This is a genomic window from Anabaena sp. 90, from assembly GCF_000312705.1.
Taxonomy (GTDB): domain Bacteria; phylum Cyanobacteriota; class Cyanobacteriia; order Cyanobacteriales; family Nostocaceae; genus Dolichospermum; species Dolichospermum lemmermannii.
In genome coordinates this window covers 4,268,921-4,294,023 of sequence record NC_019427.1, presented here as the reverse complement: position 1 = coordinate 4,294,023, position 25,103 = coordinate 4,268,921, and the positions used below count along the sequence as shown (strand labels likewise).

General features: G+C 38.7%; 4 protein-coding genes and 1 pseudogene. 4 read left to right on the top strand and 1 reads right to left on the bottom strand.

The window, feature by feature from the left end:
• Positions 1-213 precede the first annotated feature (213 nt).
• The 4 genes from ANA_RS18680 (at position 214) to ANA_RS18665 (ending at position 24,263) form a co-directional block, all read left to right on the top strand.
• Positions 214-2,211, top strand: a complete 1,998-nt coding sequence (locus ANA_RS18680) for a DUF4347 domain-containing protein (RefSeq protein ID WP_015081567.1) — start codon at positions 214-216, stop codon at positions 2,209-2,211.
• 50 nt (positions 2,212-2,261) lie between these two features.
• The gene (locus ANA_RS18675) at positions 2,262-15,506 is read left to right on the top strand and encodes a LamG-like jellyroll fold domain-containing protein (protein ID WP_015081566.1); all 13,245 of its coding nucleotides are present in this window, start codon (positions 2,262-2,264) and stop codon (positions 15,504-15,506) included.
• 38 nt (positions 15,507-15,544) lie between these two features.
• Complete coding sequence (locus ANA_RS18670) at positions 15,545-23,800, top strand: transporter substrate-binding domain-containing protein (protein WP_015081565.1); 8,256 nt, start codon at positions 15,545-15,547, stop codon at positions 23,798-23,800.
• Positions 23,801-23,999: 199 nt separating this feature from the next.
• Positions 24,000-24,263: a hypothetical protein gene (locus ANA_RS18665; RefSeq protein WP_041458150.1), complete on the top strand. Its 264-nt coding sequence runs from the start codon at positions 24,000-24,002 to the stop codon at positions 24,261-24,263.
• A 2-nt stretch (positions 24,264-24,265) separates the two neighbouring features.
• Here the strand turns inward: ANA_RS18665 and ANA_RS18660 are convergent.
• Positions 24,266-25,096 (bottom strand): annotated as a pseudogene (locus tag ANA_RS18660) (IS4 family transposase); the annotation flags it as partial.
• Positions 25,097-25,103: the final 7 nt, after the last annotated feature.

The window sequence follows — 25,103 nt, the reverse complement described above, 5'->3', positions numbered from 1 at the left end:
TTACAAAACGCAATACCCCTCATTTTTATTTTGTTTACCTACTTATAGCAATCCTAAATGATTCCTGAAAAATAGTAAGTAGTGAAGGGTGGGCGATGCCCATCGTAGCCGAGTTTTGCTGGGCAATACCTACCTTACGTATAGTTACAAAAATCAAGTAGGAATCCTATCGGTTCATTAATATTACTAAAAAAAGCTAAGACTACAAGAAAAATGATAACAAACACACCCACCACCACCATTGTTTTTGTTAATGCTCAGGTTGCTAACTATCAAAATCTGCTCAAACAAGTTCAGCCCGATACAGAATTTTTGCTCATCAACGCAGACCAAGACGGAATAGAGCAAATCACCAATACTCTTAAGAATCGACAAAATATTACTAGCGTGCAAATTATCTCTCATGGTGGTGAGGGAGAAATTCAACTGGGAAGAACTCGGCTAAACCGCGACAGTATCCAAGCCTATCGTGAGCAATTAGAACAATGGCGTAAGGCATTAACAGCAGAAGCAGATATTTTACTGTTTGGCTGTAGTGTCGGTTTTGGTCAGGGTCAGGAGTTTTTAAGGGATTTAAGTATATTCACAGGAGCAGATGTTGCCGCCTCCGTAGATATTACAGGTAATGCACTGTTAGGCGGAGATTGGGATTTAGAATTTGCCACTGGAAATATTGAATCTGGGATTGCTATTTCCTCGGAAGGACAACAAGCTTATGCAGGTATTTTGCCTCTGATAGTAGAGTATTTTATTGGTAATAACACCAAAGAGGGAAACGGAGTTGAAAGAACAGAAGTAAAACAATGGTCTGCAAGAAGTACCACCAGCAATAGCGCAGGTTTGATTCGTGAAGATTGGGGAACGGGATCACCACCAAACTCCAACGTAAACCAAGATAATTTTATTGTCCGCTGGACAGGATATGTGTATGCTTCCAGCACGGGAGATTATAAATTTTACGAAAATTCTGATGATGGCGTTCGTCTCTGGGTCAACAATAGGCGGCTTATTCAGGAATGGAATAAAAGTGGGTTAGATAAGGAAAATTCAGCTTCTATCTATTTAGAAGGGGGAAAATGGTATGCCATCCAAATGGATTATTTTGATTGGGATGCTAGTGCTGCTGTAAATTTACAATGGCAACCACCAGGAAGTAGTAAAGCCTATATTCCTAATAATTACTTAATTCCCCTAGCGAGTAGTACCGCTACTGGTCCAAATGATTTAGGGTATGGGTTAAAAGGGGAATATTTTAATAACCGCGACTTGTCTGGTGATCCAGTTTATACACAAGTTGATTCTGCTATTAATTTTGATTGGGGTGATGGTAGCCCCAACAATAAAGTTAACAGTAATAACTTTAGCGTGCGTTGGACAGGTAGTATTGTCATTCCAGAAACTGGAAGTTATGTATTTTCTGCAGAGACTGATGATGGAGTCAGGCTGCGGATTAATAACTCTTCAAATTACGATATTGACCGTTGGTCAGATGGATCTAGATCCCAAGACGGTGGATACATTAGGACGTTCTCAAAAGGAAACGTAGTTCCAATTACTTTGGAATATTTTGAAAATAGTGGCGGTGCCAAAGCCAAATTACTCTGGCAAGCTTGGACAAACGATAACAAAACTAATGAAATTATTTCCAAAAGTTTTATTCCAACAACCAGTCTAATTCCTTACACTGATAGACCTAACATATACATTTCGTTTTTTACAGGAGCTTCTGAACAAGATGGAGATGGAAAAGCACAATTTAAAATTGGCACATCATCAACTATCCCAGCAGGTGGAATTAATGTTTTTTATAGACTACTTCCTCTTAACGGTGCATCAACTGATGATTTCTCAGATCCCAATCTTGGACAATTAACCTTAACTCCGACTGAGAAAGAGAAAGTTATTACCATCAATATTGCGGATGATGATATAGCTGAATCAAACGAAAACCTCCGCATAGAAATTATTCCAGGAGTACAATATCAAAGCGGCTATAGTCTTGATGTTCCAATTATAGATGATGAACCAATTATTGGCATTGAAAACCTCACAAATGGGTCAGAAGACAGAGGCAAGAATGCCGAATTTAAACTTATTTTTGACCGACAAAGACCAAAGGAGTTGATTATCTCAATTCCCAATATCGCAAAGTTTCCTTTAAACCCGATACCCAACAAAATGGGATTATCATCCCCCAAATTGAAGAGTTAAAGATTCCCGGTAATACAGTAGTTGACCAAAATAAAATTAGAATTTACTTTATGGCATTACCAGATGCCATTAAAGAAAACGCGGAAAATTTAAGAATAGACATTCAACCCTATTATTTTGATCTGGATGTCACTAATAATAAAGATATTTCCAATTTCCGGTTAAAACAAAATGGTCAGATTGTTAACAACATTACTGCCGATATCACTATAGAAGATAGTGGTCTTTATCAATCGCAAGTATTCATTGTTGACCAAAATGACCAATTAGTTAACACGAATAATCCCTTGGTAATCAGGGATGGCAAATCAGTTTTTAAAGTAAAATTGGGCAGTCAACCTACTAAAGATGTTACTGTTCAATTCAATCAACCCACTTCTGGGAATTTAGATTATAATCAGATTCAATTTCAATATCAAGCTTCCAAAGGCTCCTCATTAATTTCAGGAAGTAGGAGTTTAACGGAAGGTTCAACAGGTACAATTGAACCTAATGATACATCAGAAAAAGCTATTGCGATTACAACAACGGCGTTCACTTTTGATGGTGAAATTAGTAGCGATTATTCCAAAACTGATGTTGATTTATTTAAAATTGCCCTCAGAAAAGGTGATACAATTAGCATTCGTGTAGATGCTAGGTCTACGAATCCCATAATATCTAATTTAGATTCTAGATTAAAACTTTTTAATTCCCAAGGTGTAATTGTCACTGAAAAAGATGATGATCCTGGCAGATCAACCGATCCCTCAATTGAATATACAATTACATCTGACGATACTTACTACATTGGTGTCGCTTATTATAGTGTAGATTACGGTTTAACCAGAATAAATAATAGCAGCCAAAATTCTGGTAAATATAAGCTGTCAGTCAATGTTATACCTAATTCAAATGCACCAGATCCAAATTCACCAATTGTTAATCCTTGGGATCAGTGGCAAACGATTACACTCAATGGTGTTAATTCCGACTTTAATCTGACAGCAAGTGTTAGCAGTACAGATGGTAATTATACTAAATTGAACATTTCTGTTCCTGTTACTACGCAGATACCTTTACAAAACAAGGTAACGGAGGGAGCGCAACTTCAAGATTTAGGTACACCTAGATTGAGTTTGTTGGCTGATAGCAGTATTACTGAAAATAGTGATAAACCTGGTCAATTTAGACTACAACTAAGTCATGCTGCCAAAGAAGATTTAACAGTTAGCTATACTGTCAGTGGGACTGCAACTTTAGGCAGTGACTATACAGGGAATTTAAGTACAGTTAATACCAGACCAGCTAATGGACAAATTTCCGCTTCCAGTTCCAGTTTGGTTTCTCCGGTAGGTGAAGAAAAAGAAAAAGCCTTTGATAACAATACCAATACCAAATGGCTGATTTCTGCTAAATCTGCATGGATTCAATATCAATTACCAAATAATAATGCAGCTATTTTTAATAGCTACATCATTACCTCAGCGAATGATTTACCTAGTAGAGATCCACAAAGTTGGGAACTATTAGGTTCAACCGATGGTATCACCTTTGAAAAAATAGACCAACAATCAGGAATTAAATTTACTAACCGCTTTGAAACTAAAACTTTTGCAATCAACAACACTAAGGCTTATCAATATTATCGCCTGAATATTACCAGCAATAATGGAGCCAACGAACTACAATTAGCGGAATTTAATCTCTATCACAGAATTATCATTCCCAAAGGTGAAACTGTTGCTATATTACCTATTTTTCCAGTTAGTGACTCTATTAAAGAACAAAAGGAAAATCTTACTATTTCCTTAAATTCTGGTAACGGCTACACAATTGATAGCAATAATCAAAGCAAAGCCCTGCAAATCATTGATAGCAATATTGCTGGATTAGAAATAGCTAATGTCAGCTTTAATTTACAGAACTTAAACGCACAAGGTCAACCTACCCCCATTATTGCCTCTAGTTTCCGTCCTTTGCAAACATCTGAAAACGGAGATGGAGAAAGTTTTGCCATTCGTTTGCAAAGTAAACCCAGTAGCGATGTAACTGTTAGTTTTACAGGTTTAAATACAACCGAAGGTGAATTAAAACTTTATCAAGGTGGAACTATATCTCCAATTGTGTTCACACCTGATAATTGGGATCAATATCAAATAATTACTGTTGTTGGTAAGGCTGATACTTTAGTTGATAGTAATATCACTTATCAGATTCAAGCAACACCAAGCAGCGCAGATTCTAACTACAACAACACTAACTTACAACAAAATATTACTGTTACCAATCAAAACATTGACAGTAATACTGCTATTAATTCATCAGATATAACTCGTCCTGATCCAACTTTACCAGTAGCAAAATTCTCAGGAAACAATGCTACTATTGCTGAAGAAGGCGGTTCACAAAAAGTACAAATTACACTCGATAGACCAGCACCTCAAGGTGGTTTGACAGTCTCCTTCTCTGTAGATGGTAGCACTGCAACCTTGAACCAAGATTTCATAGTTAACACTAATATCTTCCAGTCACAAACTGGCACTGCAAATCCCTTCGATCAGATTGATATTGGCAACTTTAGCACTCCCAGCTTTGCCGACTTGGATAAAGATGGCGATTTGGATCTTGCCTTGGGTAATGCTGATCGTACTGTGAAGTTTTATGAGAATATTGGTTCTCCGGGACTTCCTTTCTTCATTGAACAAACAGGAAGCAAAAACCCCTTCAACAGCATTGATATCGGCAATAACGGCACTCCAACCTTTGCTGATTTGGATAAAGATGGGGATTTAGATATCATTATTGGCAATAGTGCAGGTAAGATATCCTACTACGAAAATATTACTGATAGTACAGGAATCAAATTTGGACTACGCACCAGTACAAATAATCCTTTTGACGGTATTGATGTAGGTGATAATAGCACTCCCAACTTTGCTGATTTGGATAAAGATGGTGACTTAGATGCAGTTATTGGTGCAGCCGATGGCACAATCAAATACTACAAAAACACGGGTACACCAAAACAACCCACTTTCTCAGCCCAAACAGGCACTAGCAACCCCTTCAATAATATTGATATCGGTGACAACAGCAATCCCAATATTATAGATGCCGATAACGATGGCGACCTTGACCTATTTGTAGGACGCAAAGATGGTACTATATCTTTCTATCGCAACACAGGTAATGCCACCACACCTGCTTTTACCTTAGATAATGCCAACTCGCCCAGCAACACTTGGAAAGTACAAGCTAACAGTGCGTCTGTTTTTGCCGATGTTAATAGTGATGGTGATTTAGATGCGGTAATTGGTGCAGCTGATGGCAAACTACAATATCAAGAACAAGTTATTATCATTCCTGAAGGACAAACCACCGCCGAAATTACCATTAACTCTTTTGGCGATCAAATCAAAGAAAGCAACGAAACTATCAACATCAGATTAAATCAAAGACAAGGTTATCGAGTTGATACCGAGCAACCAGAGAATGTCCAGAAAACTATTACTATTCAGGATAATGAAAAAGCTGGTATTTTGTTGAAAAATGCCCAAGGGCAACCCATCAGCAGTTTACAATTCTCAACCCAGGAAAACAGTAATACTCCTCTTACCTTTACCGCTCAACTGACCAGCAAACCGACAGATAAGGTTCAATTATACTTTTTTAGCAGCAACCCCGGTGAAGGAATATTAACAACAACACGCAATACAACTACCATCACCGACTCAGAAATTGTCCTGAATTTCACACCAGATAATTGGAATCAACCCCAAAGCTTCTCGGTTGTTCCTCAAAATGATAGCGTTGCTGATGGGCAAGTTCGTTATGCAATTACTAATCGTGTCCGCAGCCAAGATCCCACTTACAATGACACCAATGATTATCAAGTTAGTTTAGGAATTACTGACAGATTAATTGAACTAGGGAAAGCGAACAATCAACTTTCTGTTTCCGATCCCAATTCTCCAACAACTGAACAAAAAGAGAAAGCTTTTGACAACGATTCTGCTACTAAATGGTTAATTTTTAACAAGCAAGGTTGGCTGCAAGCTAAATTTTTAGATAGTGCAGCAGTTGTTAATAGTTACTCCCTAACTTCAGCTAACGATTTTCCACAGCGAGATCCCATCAATTGGGAATTACTTGGCTCAAACGATGGCGAAAACTTTGAAGTTCTAGATCGGCAGTCTGGAGTTAAATTTAATAATCGCTTTGAAACTCAAACCTTTACCTTTGATAACGGTAAATCCTACAGTTACTATCGGCTGAATATTCTAGCTAATGGCGGTGCAAATGAACTTCAATTAGCGGAATTTAATCTTTACGTTAAAGATCAATTAGTCATCGCTAACAATGATGATAACGACACACAAGGATTCACAGTTACGCCCCTATCGAGTACAACAGAAGGCGCAGGAGACGCTTTTAGTATTAAGCTGAATAGTCAACCTGTAGGTAAAGTTGTAGTCACGATGACTCCTGGTAATGAAGAATTTTACTTCTTAGGTAAAAACCCAGGGGATACTCACAGCATCACCTTCGATCCACAAAACTGGAATACACCGCAAACAATTCAAATTACTGCGGTTGATGATAACAAAGTAGAATATCTGCAAAAGAGTTTAATCGCATTCCAAGTCAGTGGTGAAGATCCAAAATATAACAGCCTAAGCACCACTGTTAACTCCTTCTTGCAATTCGATGGCATTGATGACTACATTAAAGTAGATCGAGAATCGGATTTTGATTTCACAGATGTTATCACCGTTGAAGCCTGGATCAAAGTTGATCAGTTCAACAAAAACTGGCAATCTATTGTTACTAAAGGTGATAGTAGTTGGCGGTTAGCTCGCAACAACAATACCAATAGTTTAGAATTTGCGATTGGTGGTGGGAATACAACAAATGTGGTAGGAGGCATAACTAATGTCAATGATGGTAAATTACATCATGTGGCAGGAGTATATGATGGTGCAGCATTATCTCTCTACATTGATGGACAACTGGATAATCAAGTTCAAGTTAGTCGGACTCTTCCTACAAATAATTATGATGTATTGATTGGTGAGAATGCCGAAGCAACAGGACGGCAATTTGCTGGACAAATCAGCGAAGTAAGAATTTGGAATGCTGCTCGCACACAAGAGCAGATTCAAGCCAATATGAACAAGAACAAATCCCTGGTGGGTAATGAGCCGGGATTGAAGTTGTATTACAATTCCGCTTCCCAACAAGCAACGCCTAACCAAATTTTTGACAGTAGTGGAAATAACCACAATGGCGTATTCCAAAACGGTGTGCAGTGGAAAACCACCAACGATATTTTCTTCAAACCCTTAGAAGTTATCATCAAAGATAACGATGTTCCCACTGCTAGAATTATTCCAGGCAAAGCCGGAGCAGAAATTTACTCTACACCGGGCTATTTCATCATTGAATTAGATCGTGATTCCAATAACCTGCCTCCAGATAATACAGGTATTGAAGTTAACTATCGTATCGTTGGTGGCACTGCAACTTTAAACGCAGATTACCAATCTATTAATACGAGCAAAGTGCGGGTATTTGGTAATCAAGTTTTATTACCAATTGTTCCCATTGATGACAAGAGAATTGAAGACCTAACTTTTACCATTAATAAAGTTACTCCCGGCACTACTAACAACGGTAAAACCACCTTAACTTTAGATGTCTCAGCTAAAGGCGTAGTAGCCAGTGATAATATTCTCATTACTGCTTCTAGTTTAAGTTCTCCCAATGGAGAACAAAAGGAAAGTGCTGCTGATAAAAACTCACAAACGAAATGGTTAATTAGTAATAATTCAGGTTGGATTCAGTACGAATTTGTTAATAATCCTACTCTTGTAAGCAAATATTACATTACCTCAGCTAATGATTTCTCTGGTCGAGATCCGGTTGATTGGACATTACAAGGGTCAAATGATGGTCAAAATTTTGTCCCACTAGATACACGGGCAAATATTAAATTTGCTAATCGGTTTGAACAGCAAGCTTTTACAGTCAATAATCCACAACCCTATCGTTATTATCGTCTCAATATTACCAAAAACAATGGAGGAATTGAGCTTCAGTTAGCTGATTTTACTCTGGAACAGAAGAATATAATTGATGTACCTACAGCCAGTATTGTTGAATTGGCTGGTCAAAAAACAGGTTCAGTTAAAACCCCAGGTCGAATTGATCAATTTGGACAAGGGTGGTTTAGCTTTGATGGTAATAATGACTATGTTTCTCTACCTAGTCTGACAATGGGTGGTGACTTTACCGTTGAAGCCTGGGTGAGAGTTAATCAACATCCTCAAAGTAACACTGGTAATGTTCGCGCCCGTATTATTGACTTTGGTAATGGCCAAGGCAGCGATAATATCATTTTGAACTTTGACGGTGCTACAGGTAGATTACGCTTAGAAACATATAATGGCTCAAGCTATACAGAAGTCACCTCAGATAGTCAGATACCTACTGGAGAATGGATTCATGTTGCTGGAGTTAATGATGGTAAAGGTAATGCTTCTCTTTACATTAATGGTGAGTTAGTTAAATCAGAAGCTGGGCAAAACATCGCTCAAAATATATCTCGTAGCAAGAACTTTATCGCCCAAAGTAATTGGTCAAATGAAAAGTATTTCAACGGTGATATTGCTGAATTAAGGGTTTGGGACACAGTACGTAGCCACCAACAAATTAAGGAAAACATCAACCGTTTTCTTACAGATCAAGAAACTGATTTGAAAGTTTACTTCAGTGCTAATACCAGTAATTTTAACCAACCAGGAACAACAACACAAATTCAGGGTATTAACGGCATTAATGGTACTTTACAGAATGGGGCGATATGGACAGTTACAACTGTAAACAATCCTATTGATAATAACGTTCTCAATTACAAAGGACAGATTCAGGTAGAAGTTGACTCGTCCATAGCTAATCAAATTACAGCTAATTCTATTGCCCGTTTCCCATCAGAAACTGTCACCGTTGAGTTACTACCCGGTGATGGCTATAAATTAGGTGATTCTAAGTCATCTAGCCTGAATATCATTGACAATGATGTTCCTGGCATTAGAATTGTCACTGGTGGTAATCGTGCAGTAGCCATTGAGGATGATCCTTTTAAAACCAATGACAAAGACGAAATTCGCTATTCCCAATATGAACTTTCCTTACTGAGTGAACCTTCAGCACCAGTCACCTTAACCTTAACCAGTAATACATTCATTGTTGATAAAGACAATAACAAGAAAAAACAGCTAAGGTTTATTAATGTTGATATTGATCCTAAAGATCCTACAAAGAAGATCATTAGACCGGCTGACTTCATTACCTTAACTTTCCAACCAGACAACTGGTATCAGCTGCAAACTGTCAATATCCAAGCCATTGATGATGGGATTGTCGAAGATGATACCAATCCCAGTCAGCCCCATGAAGCCAGCATTCAATATCAAATTACCAGTCGTGACCCCAACTACAACAATCTGCCAGTAGCAGATCAAATCGTAGGTTTAGCTGATCGGGTATTAGATAAAACCCAAACCAATGAAGGGATAAAAGCAGGTTTGGATACCCTGCAATCCACAATTAACAATTTGGAATTGCCCATCATCGGCTCGTTAGAAGGTCGTTCTCCCACCTTAATGGCAGATTTAGGTAATCTTGTCAGTAAGCAAATAAATCAACTAGAAGGAGATCAACTTACTTCCACGAAGCTAGAGAAGATTCTCACAGATGCTTTATCAGCTTTAGGTGCGACAGGGGTAAATGTCACTACCAAAATGACAGATACCGATGTCTACTTTGCAGTTAACTTGCGTAAAGAGTACAACCTGTTTAAATTGGATTTATCCAGTGATTTAGGTGTGCCAGCACTAGGTATTGGTTTTGACACCCAAGGACAACTCACAGGTGACTTTAAATATGATGTTAGCTTGGGCTTTGGTATCAATAAACTACTCGGTTTTTATCTTGATCCAGAGAAAACAAAATTTAATGCAGATGTTAGCCTCGATTTAGACGATTTCAAAGGTAAGGGTAATCTTGGCTTCTTGCAAGTAGACTTTGCTGATGATCCCAAAAATCCCACCAAATTAGGGATTTCCTTTAACATCAAACTCAAAGACCCACAAGCAGGTAAGAATAACCTCCAAGAAGCAACCCCAGCAGTTACAACCATTGATGTGGCTGCATCTCAAGTGGAAACTACTCCTGCTGATCAGATAACAATTCCCCAAACCCAAACCTTACCCTCTGTACCAACGGAAAAAGAGGCTATCCAACCTCTGACCGATTCTCAAGCTACATTACCTGAAGCACCTAGCACTACAGTCCCCGGTCAGGATATTGAACAAATTCCTGTAGCTGACAAAACCCTGACGGAAACAGTAGGAGAAAAAACTGTACAGTATAACCAGAATTTACAAACAATTCTAGCCACTGCACCGTTAACTTCTACTTTTAGCAACATCTCTGCACAAACCATCAGAACTTGGTTAGGGAAGCCAGATACAGATGTCTCTGCAATCAATCAACAGCTAATTGCGGTTCTGAAAAATGCTTCTCCAGAAGTGAAAGTTGCATTGCAAACCCTCCTCAAAGATGCAACACAGATTGACATTGGCTTGAATGACAAACAACTGCAAATTACTTATGCAGGAACAATAGATGTTGCAAAACTGAGAACCGTAGTTCCAGGTGTGAAAGATTTACCACTGGATGAGTTGAAATTACCTGTTACCAAACCCAGATTAACAATTACCAATCCTGGTTTAGAAAATGCTGATTATAGCTTTGCTGCTGACAGTTTACCCAAGGCAGAATTAGTCACTTGGTTAGCAAATAAAGGTAAAAATTTATTACCCGCAGAAGTACAAACTGTTCTCAATGAACTGCTAAAATTCGGACAAAATTTGGATGTGGTCTTAGCTTCAAACCAAATCCAAGTTACCTATCAAGGTAGTTTAGATATAGCTCAGTTAAGAGGAGTAATTCCAGGTATTAAAGATTTACCTTTGAATGGGTTAACTTTACCTGTGGAAAAACCCAGCATTACTATTACTAATCCTGGTAGTAAGAGTGCGAACTATAGCTTTACAGCCGCAAATTTGCCGAAAGCGCAGTTAGTAAGTTGGTTATCTAACCAAGCCAAAACATTGCTGCCTACACAAGTGCAAGATATTTTCAATAAATTCTTGGCGCTGACAGCAAATGTTGATTTGGTATTAGGTAAAGAACAAATCCAAATTACTGCTAAAGGTGATTTAGATATTGCTACAGTCATTAAGGAAATTCCCGGTATTAACGAATTACCTTTAGATGATTTGAGCTTACCTGTTAAAAATCCCAGTATTACCATTACCAATCCTCAAAGTAAGAGTGCAAATTACGCTTTTGTAGCGGAAAGTTTGCCTAAACAACAACTGGCAGATTGGGTAACTAAGCAAGGTACAGTCCTATTACCAGAAGAAGTGCAAAATGTTTTAAATAAACTCTTAGCACTGACAGACAAAGTTGATTTGGTATTGGGTGAAAACCAAATTGAGGTTGCGTATCAAGGTAATTTAGATTTAGCAACTATCATCAAGGAAATTCCAGGTGTCAACAGTTTACCGTTGACAGGATTAACTTTAAATGTTAATGATCCCCGCTTAACAATTACTAATCCTAAATCTGCCAATCCTGATTATGCCTTTGCTGCGGATAGTTTACCAAAACGTCAAATTCTTGATTGGCTAGGAAATCAGGCGAAATCTTTATTACCGCTAGAAGCTCAAACGATTTTAACTCAGTTGTTGAATTCAGGATTAGATCGGGTGGATTTGGTTCTGGGTAAAAAACAAATGCAAATTACTTATAAAGGTGATTTGCAATTAGATAGCTTTATTAAATTCATTCCTGGTTTGAGTGATTTACCCTTAGATGGGTTGAATTTACCTGTTACCAATCCCAGCTTGACATTGATCAATTTGGATCAAGGTGTTAACAATATTGATTATGTCTTCAGTGTTGACAGATTGCCCAAAGACGAATTAACTAAATGGTTGAGGGAAAAAGCTGTATCACTGTTACCTCAAGAAGTAAGAAACGTTTTAGATAATTTATTGCAAGTTGCAGAAAATGTTGACTTGAAACTGGGTAAAAATCAAATTCAAGTTGCTTATTTGGGTAATTTAGAATTAGGGGCAATACTCAAACAAATACCGGGAATTCAAGATTTGCCACTGGATACACTGAAGTTACCTGTCACTAATCCTAAACTGACAATTATTAACCCTAATAGTCAAGATATTGATTACAGCTTTGTTGTTGATAACCTGCCGAAACAAGAATTAATTGATTGGTTGGTGCAACAGTTACCGGATAATGTGAAATCAATCTTAAATACCGTTTCTAATGCTGCTCAACAGGTAGATGTATTATTTAGCGATCGCCAATTACAACTAGGTTATAAAGGCAATATTGATTTAGCCAAAATTGTCAAGGTAATTCCCGGTATTCAAGAATTACCAAACCTAGATAGTTTAGCTTTACCTGTGGCTAATCCCCGTTTGACATTAAGCAATTTGGGTACTAAGAATCTCAAAAATATTGACTACACATTTAGCAGTGATAGTTTACCCAAAGCTGAATTAGTCAACTGGGTAAAAACTACCCTTCTCCAACAATTACCTGCCGATGTTCAATCATTTCTGCAAAAAGCACTGGATATAGTGCAAAATATTGACCTGAAATTTGGCAATAACCAAATTCAAATAGGTTACTTGGGTGATTTAAACCTCAAAACTATCATTGATCAAATCGGCACTCAACTAGGAGATTTCTTATCACCCCTCAAAGGCTTAAATCTCACTCTCACTAACCCTAGCATTACCATCACCAATCCCAAACAAACACCCAGTTTAAGTTTTGGGGTAGATAATCTCCCCATGAATCAGGTGAAGACATGGTTAACCGAACAGGTAAAAACCTATGTCTCTGATGCTAGTGTTCAGAATTTCTTAACTGGACTCCTCAATGAAATTGCCCAAATTGATTTAGTGGTAGGAGATGCACAAACCCAAATCACCTATTTGGGAACAGTGGATTTAGCTAAAGCACTGAAAACAATTCCAGGGTTAGAAAGTTTCACCCCCAACAATCTCACATTACCTATTCTCAACCCCAGTTTTACAGTTACACGCACCGGCAAAACTCGCACCTTTAGCTTATCCGCGGAAAGTTTACCCAAACAAGAATTAACTGAATGGTTAGGAACAGAAATTAAAAACCAATTACCTGCGGAAGTACGGAGTATTGTTGATTCACTCCTAGCTGTAGCAGATAAGATGGATGTGCAGTTGGGTAGTAATCAAGTGCAGTTCAACTATCAAGGCGCACTGGATTTAGCGACGATTATCAAAGAAATTCCCGGATTAAAAGAACTACCTGTCAATAATCTGCAATTACCCGTTCTTAACCCCCGTTTGGCAATTACTAATCCTGGCAAAAATGCCAGCTACAGTTTCGCCGCAGACGAGTTACCAAAAACACAACTTGTTACTTGGATTAAACAGCAATTACCCACTGATGTACAATCGGTTCTCGATACTATCACAGCCCAAGCACAACAGTTAGATGTAGTTGTAGGTAATAACCAAATTCAACTTACCTATAATGGTGCTGTTGATTTGGTGAAAGTGCTGGGGTTGATTCCAGGAGTCAAAGACTTACTACCTGCGACTACCCAACCACTGAATATTATTAATCCCAGTCTCACCATCCTTAACCCTGGGAAAAATGCCAGCTTTAGCTTTGCGGCTGACAAGTTACCAAAACAGGAATTACTCGATTTAATCAGCAGTCAAATACCGACAGAAGTTAAGTCAGTCTTTAATAATCTGTCAGAAAATTTAGATGTGATCTTTGGTCAGGGTATCATCCAAGTTAACTACCGGGGTGATGTGGATTTAATGAAGATAGCGAGTTTGATCCCAGGAGTGAAAGAATTACCTCTGAATGGATTAAAACTCAATGTTACTAATCCCAGCTTTACTTTGATTAATAAAGGTAAAGCCGCAGGTGCAACTCTGGCCACATTTGATTATGTATTTGCGGCTGATAAACTACCTACCCAAGATTTAATTAACTGGGCGAAGAATACCACCACCGATATCTTACCTGCTGAGGTGAAAGGTGTTCTGGATAAATTACTGAACATAGCCAAGGATGTCAACTTTACTTTGGGTAATGGACAAATGCAAATTGCCTATAACGGTAATTTGGATATTGCCCAAGTAATTGGTTTAATTCCTGGACTGCAAGATGTTAGTTTCTTCAAAGGGTTGAACTTACCTGTCACCAATCCCAGCATTACCATTATTAATCCCAAACCAGGTACAGGACTCAAGACACAGTATCTATTAAAGAGCGATCGCTTACCCAAAGAAGAATTAGCAAAGTGGGCAAAAGAAAAAGCTACAGAATTACTGCCCGCAGATGTAGCGAAAATTCTCGGTAGCTTGAGTGCGATCGCTCAAGGCATTGACTTAGAAATTGGTACAAATCAAATTCAACTTTCCTTCCAAGGAACAGTGAATTTAAGTAATGTCCTCAAGGAAATTCCTGGAGTTAATGAACTACCAATTCAAAGTTTAGATTTACCAGTTCTTAACCCTAGTCTCACCATCACCAACCCAGGTAAAAATGCCAGCTATAGCTTTGCTGCTGCTCAATTACCCAAAGAACAATTAATTAACTGGTTAAAAGACCAAGCAAAAGCCCTTATACCCAGCGAACTGCTATCGATATTTAACACCTTAGCTAACATCGGACAAAACCTGGATGTGCGCTTTGGTGACAGTCAGTTGCAGGTCATGTATCAGGGAAATTTGAACCTGATGGATATTATTAAGGGTATTCGTGGTGATTCAGATAGCTTCAATGTCTCCGATTTAACCCTAAATGTTCAAAATCCCAGTATCACCATTCTTAATCCTGGTAGAAATGCCGACTTTAGCTTTAAAGCAGATAAGCTACCTGTTAAGCAGTTAAAAGATTGGTTAACTAAGAAAGTGGTAAATTCCCTACCAGAAGTTGCCACAAATATCATCGAAGGTATCACTGGTGTAGTTGAAGACGTGAATGTCTTAATTGATAAAAATGACATTCAAGTTCTTTATAACGGCAGTTTGGATATATTGAGCATTCTGCAAAAAATTCCAGGGTCAAAGATGTCCCTTTACCCCCTGCTGGTACACTATCAGTTATCAATCCAGCGATCACCCTCACAAAAGTTACAGGACAACCTATAGACTTTAGCTTTACTGGCGAAAAACTGAATAAAGATGGCTTGAAGAAATGGTTAATAGATGCGGCGAAAGATGCCTTACCTACATCCATCAAAGATTTAGTTACTGCCCTGATAGATACTGCGGCTGATTTTGATGTCCTGTTCAAAAACAACAAACTACAAATTAGTTATGCAGGTACGTTAGACGCTGCCAAAGTCATTCAAAAAATTCCTGGTTTATCTGAATTACAAACCACTGGTTTAGCCCTACCAATCACTAATCCCATCCTCACTATCTATGACTTAGATAAAGGAATCAGCAAAGCCAATTATACCTTTGCAGCAGATCATTTACCGAAGGAAGAATTAATAAATTGGCTAACCAAACAAGCTACTTCCCAACTGCCTCAAAGTGTCCTCAATGTAGTTGATGATTTACTAGAATTAGCACGACGTATTGACCTGCAACTAGGCAAAAACACAGTTCAAATTACCTACCAAGGGGTTTTAGATTTAGCTGATGTTTTACGGAAAATTCCCGGCATCAATAATCTATCCTTTAATGGCTTAGATTTACCGATTACTAACCCCAGTGTCACGATTACCAAACCGGAAGTAACAGCTAGTGGTACTCCTGGAACTTGGAAAGATGCTAGCTTTAGCTTTAAAGCCGACAAATTGCCCACAGAACAATTAGCAAATTGGTTAACTAATAAAGCTGGATCAATTCTACCCACTACCATTTCTAAACCAGTTGAGGAAATATTGACTGCCTTTGGTCCAGTTAACTTATCACTAAGCAACGACAAATTCCAATTTAGTGCCGATACCATCAAATTGGAGCAGGTAATCAATGCTATCCCCGGATTAAATAGCATCTTTACCACGATTCCTGAGTTAACCTTAAAAAACACCAGTTTAACTTTAAGTAACTTTGGTCAAGGCACTACTCAATATCAATTTGCTAGCAGTGAGGTTGAGTTAAATACACTAGCTACAGCTTTGGGATTACCCAGCAATATCAGCACATATTTACCAACTGTTAACTTATTTGTTGGTAGCGATCGCCTCCTCTTCAGTGCACCGCAAAGTCTCGATCTCAAAACCATAGTTCCTATCAACAGTCTTGGGTTACCAGAGATAATTACCAAATATATCCCTGATATCAAACTAGATAACGCCCAACTCAGCATTACCAAAACAGGTACTTCTGGTAAAGAAATTAACCTCTCTGGAACAATTAGTGGTTTAGAATTAGGTTTAACTTACAGTAATGGTAAGTGGACATTTAAAGGTATTGATGATGGTGGACGGTTAAGTGCCTTAGATTTAATTGATCTGCTCAAACAAGGCAAAGGAAAGGCCAAACAAGGTTTCTTTGATTTAGTGGAATATCAATTGACTGGTGGAGCTAATCTGGGACTCACAACCAAAACCAGTATCGAAGGTAATCCTGCCTTCCCTGCCTTTAGTTTCGATTTAGCCGCTAACTTCCCCGTATTTAACTACGGCAATCAACAGGAAGCATCAAAAACCGGGGCAAATATCAAGCTGAATAATATAGCTATTGACTTAGGCTCGTTCATAAGTAACTTGATTGGACCTATTATCAAAGAAGTCAACGAAATAATTGAGCCTCTGAAACCTGTTATTCAACTACTCAATAGCGATACGAAACTCTTTACTACACTGAGATTAAGTGGATTTGACGATAACAGAGATGGGAAAGTTACCCTGTTAGAAATCGCTAAAAAATTAGCCCCTGCTGACCAGAAAGCCAAAATAGAAACATCACAAAAATTCATTAAGGCAGTTGGTGATATTGTTGGATTGATTACTGAATTAAGTAAGATGCCTGCCAATCAACCAATTATTATTGATTTGGGCAGTTATACATTAAGCGGCTTTAAAGCTGCCAGTAAAGATGCGAAAGATGCAGCCAATAAAGTCGAAACAAATAACAACGGCAATACCTCGGCATTACAAACAACCAATAGCACCATAGACCCAATCAAACAAGCGGAACAAAAAAGTAGTGGTAAACCTGCCAGTGGTTTCCTAAGCAAGCTGAAAAATATTGAAGGTTTACAGTTCCCTGTCCTTACTAACCCCATGAAAGCAATTGATTTGCTCTTGGGTAAAACTACAGATTTGGTAATTTATGATGTTCCCGACCTCGACTTTAACTTTGCAATGTCTAAAAACTTCCCCATTTGGGGGCCAATAGCAGGTCAGCTAAGTGGTGAGTTTAGTGCTAAAACTAATTTGCTGGTTGGATTTGATAGCTATGGTGTCAATCAATGGAAAGACAAAGACTTTGCCTTTAAAGATATTTATCGAATCTTTGATGGTTTTTACGTCGGTGATTGGAATGCTCAAGGACAAGATATTGATGAGTTAGTTTTGAATGCCACTATTGCAGCAGGATTAGGATTAGATGTTGGTTTTGCTAGTGCTTTTATGCGCGGTGGCATTCAGGGGAAAGTTGGTCTAGGCTTCAATGATGTTGGCGAAAATAATGGTACTAGCGATGGCAAGATTCGCGGTTCTGAGATTATTTCTCGGATCAACAACCCATTACAATTATTTGACCTGAATGGAAATATTGATGCTTTCCTCGATGCTAAAGTCAGCGTCGCCATCGTAGGTACAGTATGGCAAAAAGAATTTGCCCGCTTTAATTTAGCGAAATTCTCCTTGGGCGCAAGTGGATTTAGTGCTAGTGGCGCACTGTCTCAAAGCTATATTGCTGGTGCAACGATATTCTTTGATGTCAACTTTAATAATCAGTGGGATGAAGAAGAAATTAAATCCATTACGGATGAATATGGTCAATTTAATCTTGATTTGCCTGTAGAACTGGATAAAAACAACAATGGACAAATAGATATCAATGAAGGACAACTGCTGGGTTTAGGAGGTTTTGATACTTCCAGTGGCTTACCATCAGGGGCGTTAATTGCTCTACCTGGTGCAACAATTATTACTCCCCTTACCAGCTTACAGGCAAAGCTGGTACAAGGTGGATTAGACCGAGATGAAGCGAATACTTTAGTTAAACAGCAATTAGGGCTAAATTTAGCAGTTAATTTAGAAACCTTTGATCCTCTCAAAGCTGTAGGTGAAAACTCAGCAAATGGCTTAAAAGTTTACTTAACTCATGTACAGATTCAGGCATTGCTCAATCAAGGTAGAGCATTATTGGATGGGTTGCAAACTGCTACACCAGAGGGACAAGCTAATCCTAATAATTTACTAGATGCGATCGCTGGACTCGCTAAGTTCCTCCAACAACGTTCCGCACAAACCCAGACAGGTTTAGATTTCACTAAAGAAACTGACCTTAAACCCTTCTTTAGCTTCCTGATTACAGAAAGAAATCTTACAGCTACAGAACAACAGTTAGATACAGTAGCGCAAATAGTCGTCCAAGGTAACGAATATTTATCTCAAATTGCCCAAATCGCTACTAAGAGAACTCTCGCTGAAGTGTTGCCAGCTATAGCTTCAATGAAACGGTTGGTACAGGGTGATAGTGCCAAGTTGGTAACAGAATTGGCTCAAGGTCAGAAAACATCAGCAGCGGTTGAGCAAGAGTTTCAAACTACTCTCCAGAAGAGTAACACCTTCGTGGATGCAGACATCGCGGCCTTTGGCAACCGTCGGATTCGCGTAGTTACAGTTAACAAAGAAATAGCTGAAAACAGTACCAACTCAGTAGAATTCACTATTGAACTCAACCAACCTGCACCCAACCAAGGTTTAACCGTCTTCTACTCCCTCACCGGAACTGCGACTCTCAACCAAGACTATCAACTAGACGTATCCGCAGATAACATTGGTGAACTGTATATTGCTCCTGGTCAAAGCAGTGCCACCATTAAAGTTACAGCCCTCAACGATACCATTGATGAACCCTTAGAAACCATTGCCCTAAGACTGAAATCAGTAGGTGAAGGTTATACCATTGACCCCACAGGCACAGTTGGATTAATTGAAATTGCAGATGATGATCAAGGTGTAGTTAATAACCCAGTTACAGCCATTGTTAAGCTTGGTACTTTTGCTGATGATACTTTGACAGGTGCAGCCGGCAATGACCGCCTAGAGGGTGATTATGGTAGTGATATCCTCGATGGTCAAGCAGGTGATGATCTGTTGCGTGGTGGTAAAGACAACGATACCTTGATTGGTGGTGCAGGTAATGATCTTCTAGAAGGCAATTATGGGGATGATAGCCTCAATGGTGGGGACGGAAACGACATTCTTGAAGGTAGTGTTGGCGAAGATAGTCTCCAAGGTGGTGCAGGGATCGACATCCTCAAAGGTGGGGTGGACAATGACTATCTGGAAGGTAATGCAGGTAATGACCAAATAGAAGGACAAAGCGGTAATGATACCCTGGTCGGTAATGAAGATAACGATTGGTTAGTTGGTGGTGAAGGTCATGATATCTTAATTGGTGGCTTGGGTGATGATATCCTCAATGGTGGTCAAGGTGCAGATGTCTTCTTCCTCAATTCTGCTAATGATGGATTTGATACTCTATTAGATTTCAATCCCAATCAAGGTGATAAAATCCAAATTTCCCAGAGTGGCTTTGGTGTTAATGACCTCAATGATTTTACTTTCCTCAGTGGCATCTTAGATTTCCAAGGTAAGAATCTGGCACTGATCCAAAATAATGGGGCAACTTACTCATTCTTCCCGAACCTGAGTGAAATTATTCAGATTGTTGATGCACCTCAAGCCATACCAGAAGTAACACCGCAAGTTAAAGCAGCAACAGAACCCTTAAAGACTATAAATACTGGTGTTACTGCTGCTAATTCCATACCAGAATCTACAGATACTAGTAATAAATCCTTACTAGACAAAGTTTTAGAACGTGGTTACATCACCTTTGGAACATCAAACAGTTATGCTACCACCTTGGGTTTTGACCTAGAATTTGTGAAAGCCATAGCAGTTGCCTTGTTTGGTGATGAGAGCAAAATCAAATTAGTTACAACTTCTTTTGACGATGGCTTCACACAGGTGGCTAACCAAACTTTAGATTTAACTACGCGGAGAGTCAGCCAAAATCTTGATCGGGATGCTAAACTGAATGTAGATTTTGGGCCTACATATCTCTATGATTACCAAGCGATCGCAGTTAAAGCCGATAGCACGATCAAAAATGCCTCAGATTTGAACGGGTTGATTATTGGTGTCGTCAGTGATACCAATGCATTAGGTAATCTGCAAAACCTGTTAACACCCCAGGGAATTAACTTCACACCCAAAGAATTTAAAACAACAGATGAATTATTTGCGGCATATCAGAATGGCGAGATAGCTGCTATTTCTACAGACAGGGCATTAATTTACAATCGTTTAGGTGATGCCATAGCTCAAAACCGCATCCTCGACGTAGAATTTTCTCAAGAACCCATTTCTTTGGTATTGCCAGAAAATGAATCAGAATGGGCAGATGTGGTCCGTTGGGTGACTTATGCCACCATTCAAGCAGAAGAATTTGGTATTACTTCCCAAAACATTGGCCAAATTATTGCCGAGAATACTGATACTGATACCAAGAATGATGCTTCACCGGCGATTCGTCGCTTCTTAGGTTTGCAAGATGAACTAGGAAAAGCATTAAATATCCGCAATGATTTTGTCGTGCAAATCATCGAGGCAGTTGGTAACTATGGGGAAATTTATCAACGTCATTTCTCTAAATTAGAGCGCGATCGCAATCTTCTGTGGACAGACAATGGATTAATGTATTCTCCACCCTTCTCTGGTGTCACCCAAGATATCCAATTAATTAATAATGATCAACGCAATTTGCTCACAGAGATTCAACAGCGCGGAGTTCTCAAATTTGGTATCCCAGAAAGCTCTACATTCCCAGGTTTTGTTGAGAAGAACAATGATGGTACTTACCAAGGTTTTGATATTGACTTAGGTCGAGCGATCGCAGTAGCAGTATTTGGCGATGCCAGCAAGATTGAATTTGTGTCTCAGCAATTTAACGATGGTTTTGCTAATACTGCTAATGGTAAAGTCGATGTTTCTGCTGGTGCATATACCCAAAACCTGATGCGTGATGCCAAATTGGGTGTTGACTACAGTCCCATTTATCTCTACACCGAACAGGGACTTTTGACACGATTAGATAGTGGTATTACTGCTTTACCTCTGCTCAACGGTCGCACAATTGGTGTAGTTGCAGGAACTACAGCCTTACAAAACCTAGAAGATGCCCTCAAGGTCTTTGATGTCAAGATCAATCCCGTCATTTATAGCAGCAGCAGTGAGATGTATGCTGCTTACGACAGCAAACAAGTAGATGCTGTTTTTAATGATGTTTCCTTACTAGCAGGTAGAATTTCTTCCCTACCCCATCCCGAAGAACATCAAATTATCAGAGATAATTTCACTAAAGAGCCTTTAGCCCTAATTGTTGATGAAAATCAATCAGATTGGTCTGATGTAGTGCGCTGGGTAACAAATGCCTTAAAACAAGCGGAAGAATATGGCATTACCTCTGAAAATATTGATCAATTCATTGCTGATAATACCGATGACCTCAAGGAAAATAACTCATCAATAGAAATTCAGGCATTCTTAGGACTGCGAGGAAATATCGGTACATCTCTTGGTTTACCCAATGACTTTGTAGTGAAGATGATTAAAGAGGTGGGTAACTATAGCGAAATTTATGCCCGTAATTTCAATACCGACCTGTTACCCCGTCAGAAAAATGAATTATCTAAAGAATTGGGATTACAGACTACTGCACCTTTGGGTATCAATACCAACAATTTAAATAGTATCCCCATTGCTGAAGATGACAACGCCCAAACTACAACTAACACAGCAGTTAATATTGATGTTCTCAACAATGACAAAGATTTAGATAATAATTCTTTAACTTTGAGCATTGTTTCTACTCCCAGTCATGGGCAAGTGCAAATTAATGATAATGGCACACCTAATGACAAAACTGATGATTTTATTATCTATACTGCCAACAGCAATTTCACGGGAATAGATAAATTCACCTATCAAGTTAATGATGGTAAGGGCGGTACAGATTCAGCTTCAGTTAATGTTTCTGTTAAATCAGCAGTAGTCTTTAACAACCAAAACAATGTTTTGAAATTGCAAGGACAGTTAAATAATCAGAAGCTCAAATTCTCTCTGAATAGTAAGCATCTAGAGAAACAAGTCATTCATGAAGTTGCTTTTGTGGCTTATGACAATGAACAAGGTGCTGTGAATGGTTTATTACCAGGTCAAAATGGTTATCTCAATGCTTTACTCCAACGTGCTGAAATTATCTTCTCTGTAATTCCTGATAATTTCATTGCTGACCCCACGAAAATTATTGATGGTTTCCAAAGTCAATATCTGGGTGCTGTGTTGTTGCAGGATACTAGTTTGGATGCGGTGAAGGCTGATTCTAGTTTGTTGAATCGGGTGTTATTGGGTTCTCCGTTTAATAGCAGCAGTTCCAAGATTTTGGATATTAATGAACTGGCTGCTGGTAAGTTGCAATTGAGTTTCCAAGACCAATTGGGTGATGCTCAAAAGGATTTAGTATTAACGGTGGAAACTACTAATGAACCTGTGCCTTTGGGTGCTGATTTGCAACGACAATCAGGTATGGAAGTTGTTGATTTGCGAGATTTCAATGGTAAAGAAATTCAGGCTTTGTTCCCTGTGGTTGCTAGTGAGGCGGCTTATGATAATACTATTGGTTTCTATGAGGTTGAGGATACTCAAGGAACTGTGAAGGATGGTTTAACTGGTACTTTGTTCCGTCCTGGTGATGCTGGTTATGATCAAGCCGCTATCCGTAATAGTCAGTTGCATGGTGTAATAATGAATGACCATGGGGCTGGTACTCAAGGTGTGTTTGCTGGTGGTAAGATTTATGCTCCCTATTTGATTGCTAATGGTACTGTGGATGGTGCTTTAGGTAATACGGGCGTACCTGTTTACTTTGCTTTCTTGGGCGCTAATCCCGACAAGAAAGATCATGTTCTTTCTTTGGGCATTGGTGACAAGTTAAGGAAAAGGGGAAATTGTCAAGGGTGGTATTTGTACCCACATTCCGCACCCCCCGGTGTCACAATCGGTAATTTCGGACTTTTTAATATATTAAAGGATGATTTTTATACAAAAAGGTCGAAATTTTATGTGGCGATAGCGAAGCGCTGCTGCAAGCAGTTCGCTAATCCCAAATCCACCAACGACCATTTTTCGTTGTGTGACAGTTTAGGGTGCGGAAGATGGGTTTGTAGCCCACATTCCGCACCCTAACTGTCACACATCAACAAAAAGCTGGTTAAGTAGGGCTTGCTGAGTAAAGCTAGAACCGCCTCTAAATAAGGGTTTTGCTGATTTTGGGAACAAAAAAGTGCAAGGCTATGGCATTTAGAGCCTCAAAATCCTTGCATTTCTATGGAAAATCAGGGGGTGAATTTGGAAACCAATCTCCCAAACCACCATTTTTCGCACTGTGTGGCATCTAGGTTCGCTTTGGATACTTATTCAGCAAGCCCTAATTACAGTAGCAGCTACAGCTAGTAATTCTACACAGGCAGAATTTACATCTTTAGAAGCATTAATTCCCACTTTACCAGAAGCAGAACGCAACGATTTTTTGGTTAAAGTCCTCAAAAATGAGCCATTAATTGGAGTTCAATTAGCAAAAAGATTGAAAGAATTATCTAATAGTCAACTTACTTTAGTTCAAGGTAATGGTCTGACGGGGCGACAATGAAGCTAGGATGTAGGTAGAATAAGCTCTATAGCCCTTAGACCCCGTTGATAGTACTTGCGCTTATTAGGAATAAGTCTCAATAAATCTAAAACCGAGTCCCAGCAACTTGTATCAAAATCAACCCAAGCTGTACCATAAAATCCAATATAAAAAGTACTATGACGACGTTCATATCTGCCAAATTCTTTAACGCGACCAACGTATTTTTGCAACCCTTGGCGCTTAATTTGCCGTCCTTCAATAGTAGCACTAGTGTAGGCGATAGCTATTAATATAACCAAAGAGATTAGTCGATTGCCTCTAACTTGAGTACCTTCTAAACAATAACCTCCTTTTTTAAAGTCTCTAAACATTTCTTCAATACAAAATCTTTTCTTGTAAGCTGAAATAGCCTCGGCGATAGTATCTAAATTTGTTAAAATAAACCACGGTTCTTTTGGGGCTATTCCCTTAACTTTACCTTTCCATTTACCAGCGATATTGAAATTATCAAACCCATGAGTTTTTGTGACTTCAATACCTTGTAAAAATAAAGAAACACCTGGAGATAATCCCAAAGTTTTTAATTGCACATAAATATCTTTTTTTATTTCTACAAAGTGATTATTCTTCAATCGAAGACAGAAATATACTTCCCTTTCCCTGAAACAGTTTGCCAAGACAACAGAACAGAATTCTCTATCTCCTAATACACATATTTTATAAATATCAAATATCGGTAAAATATGGGATAATATTTTCTTTTGTTCATCAAAATTACTACTCCCTAATTTTGGTAATAATTCAAAATATACGGGAAAACTTCTGTTCTCCCATACCACACTTACCATAAACCTATAT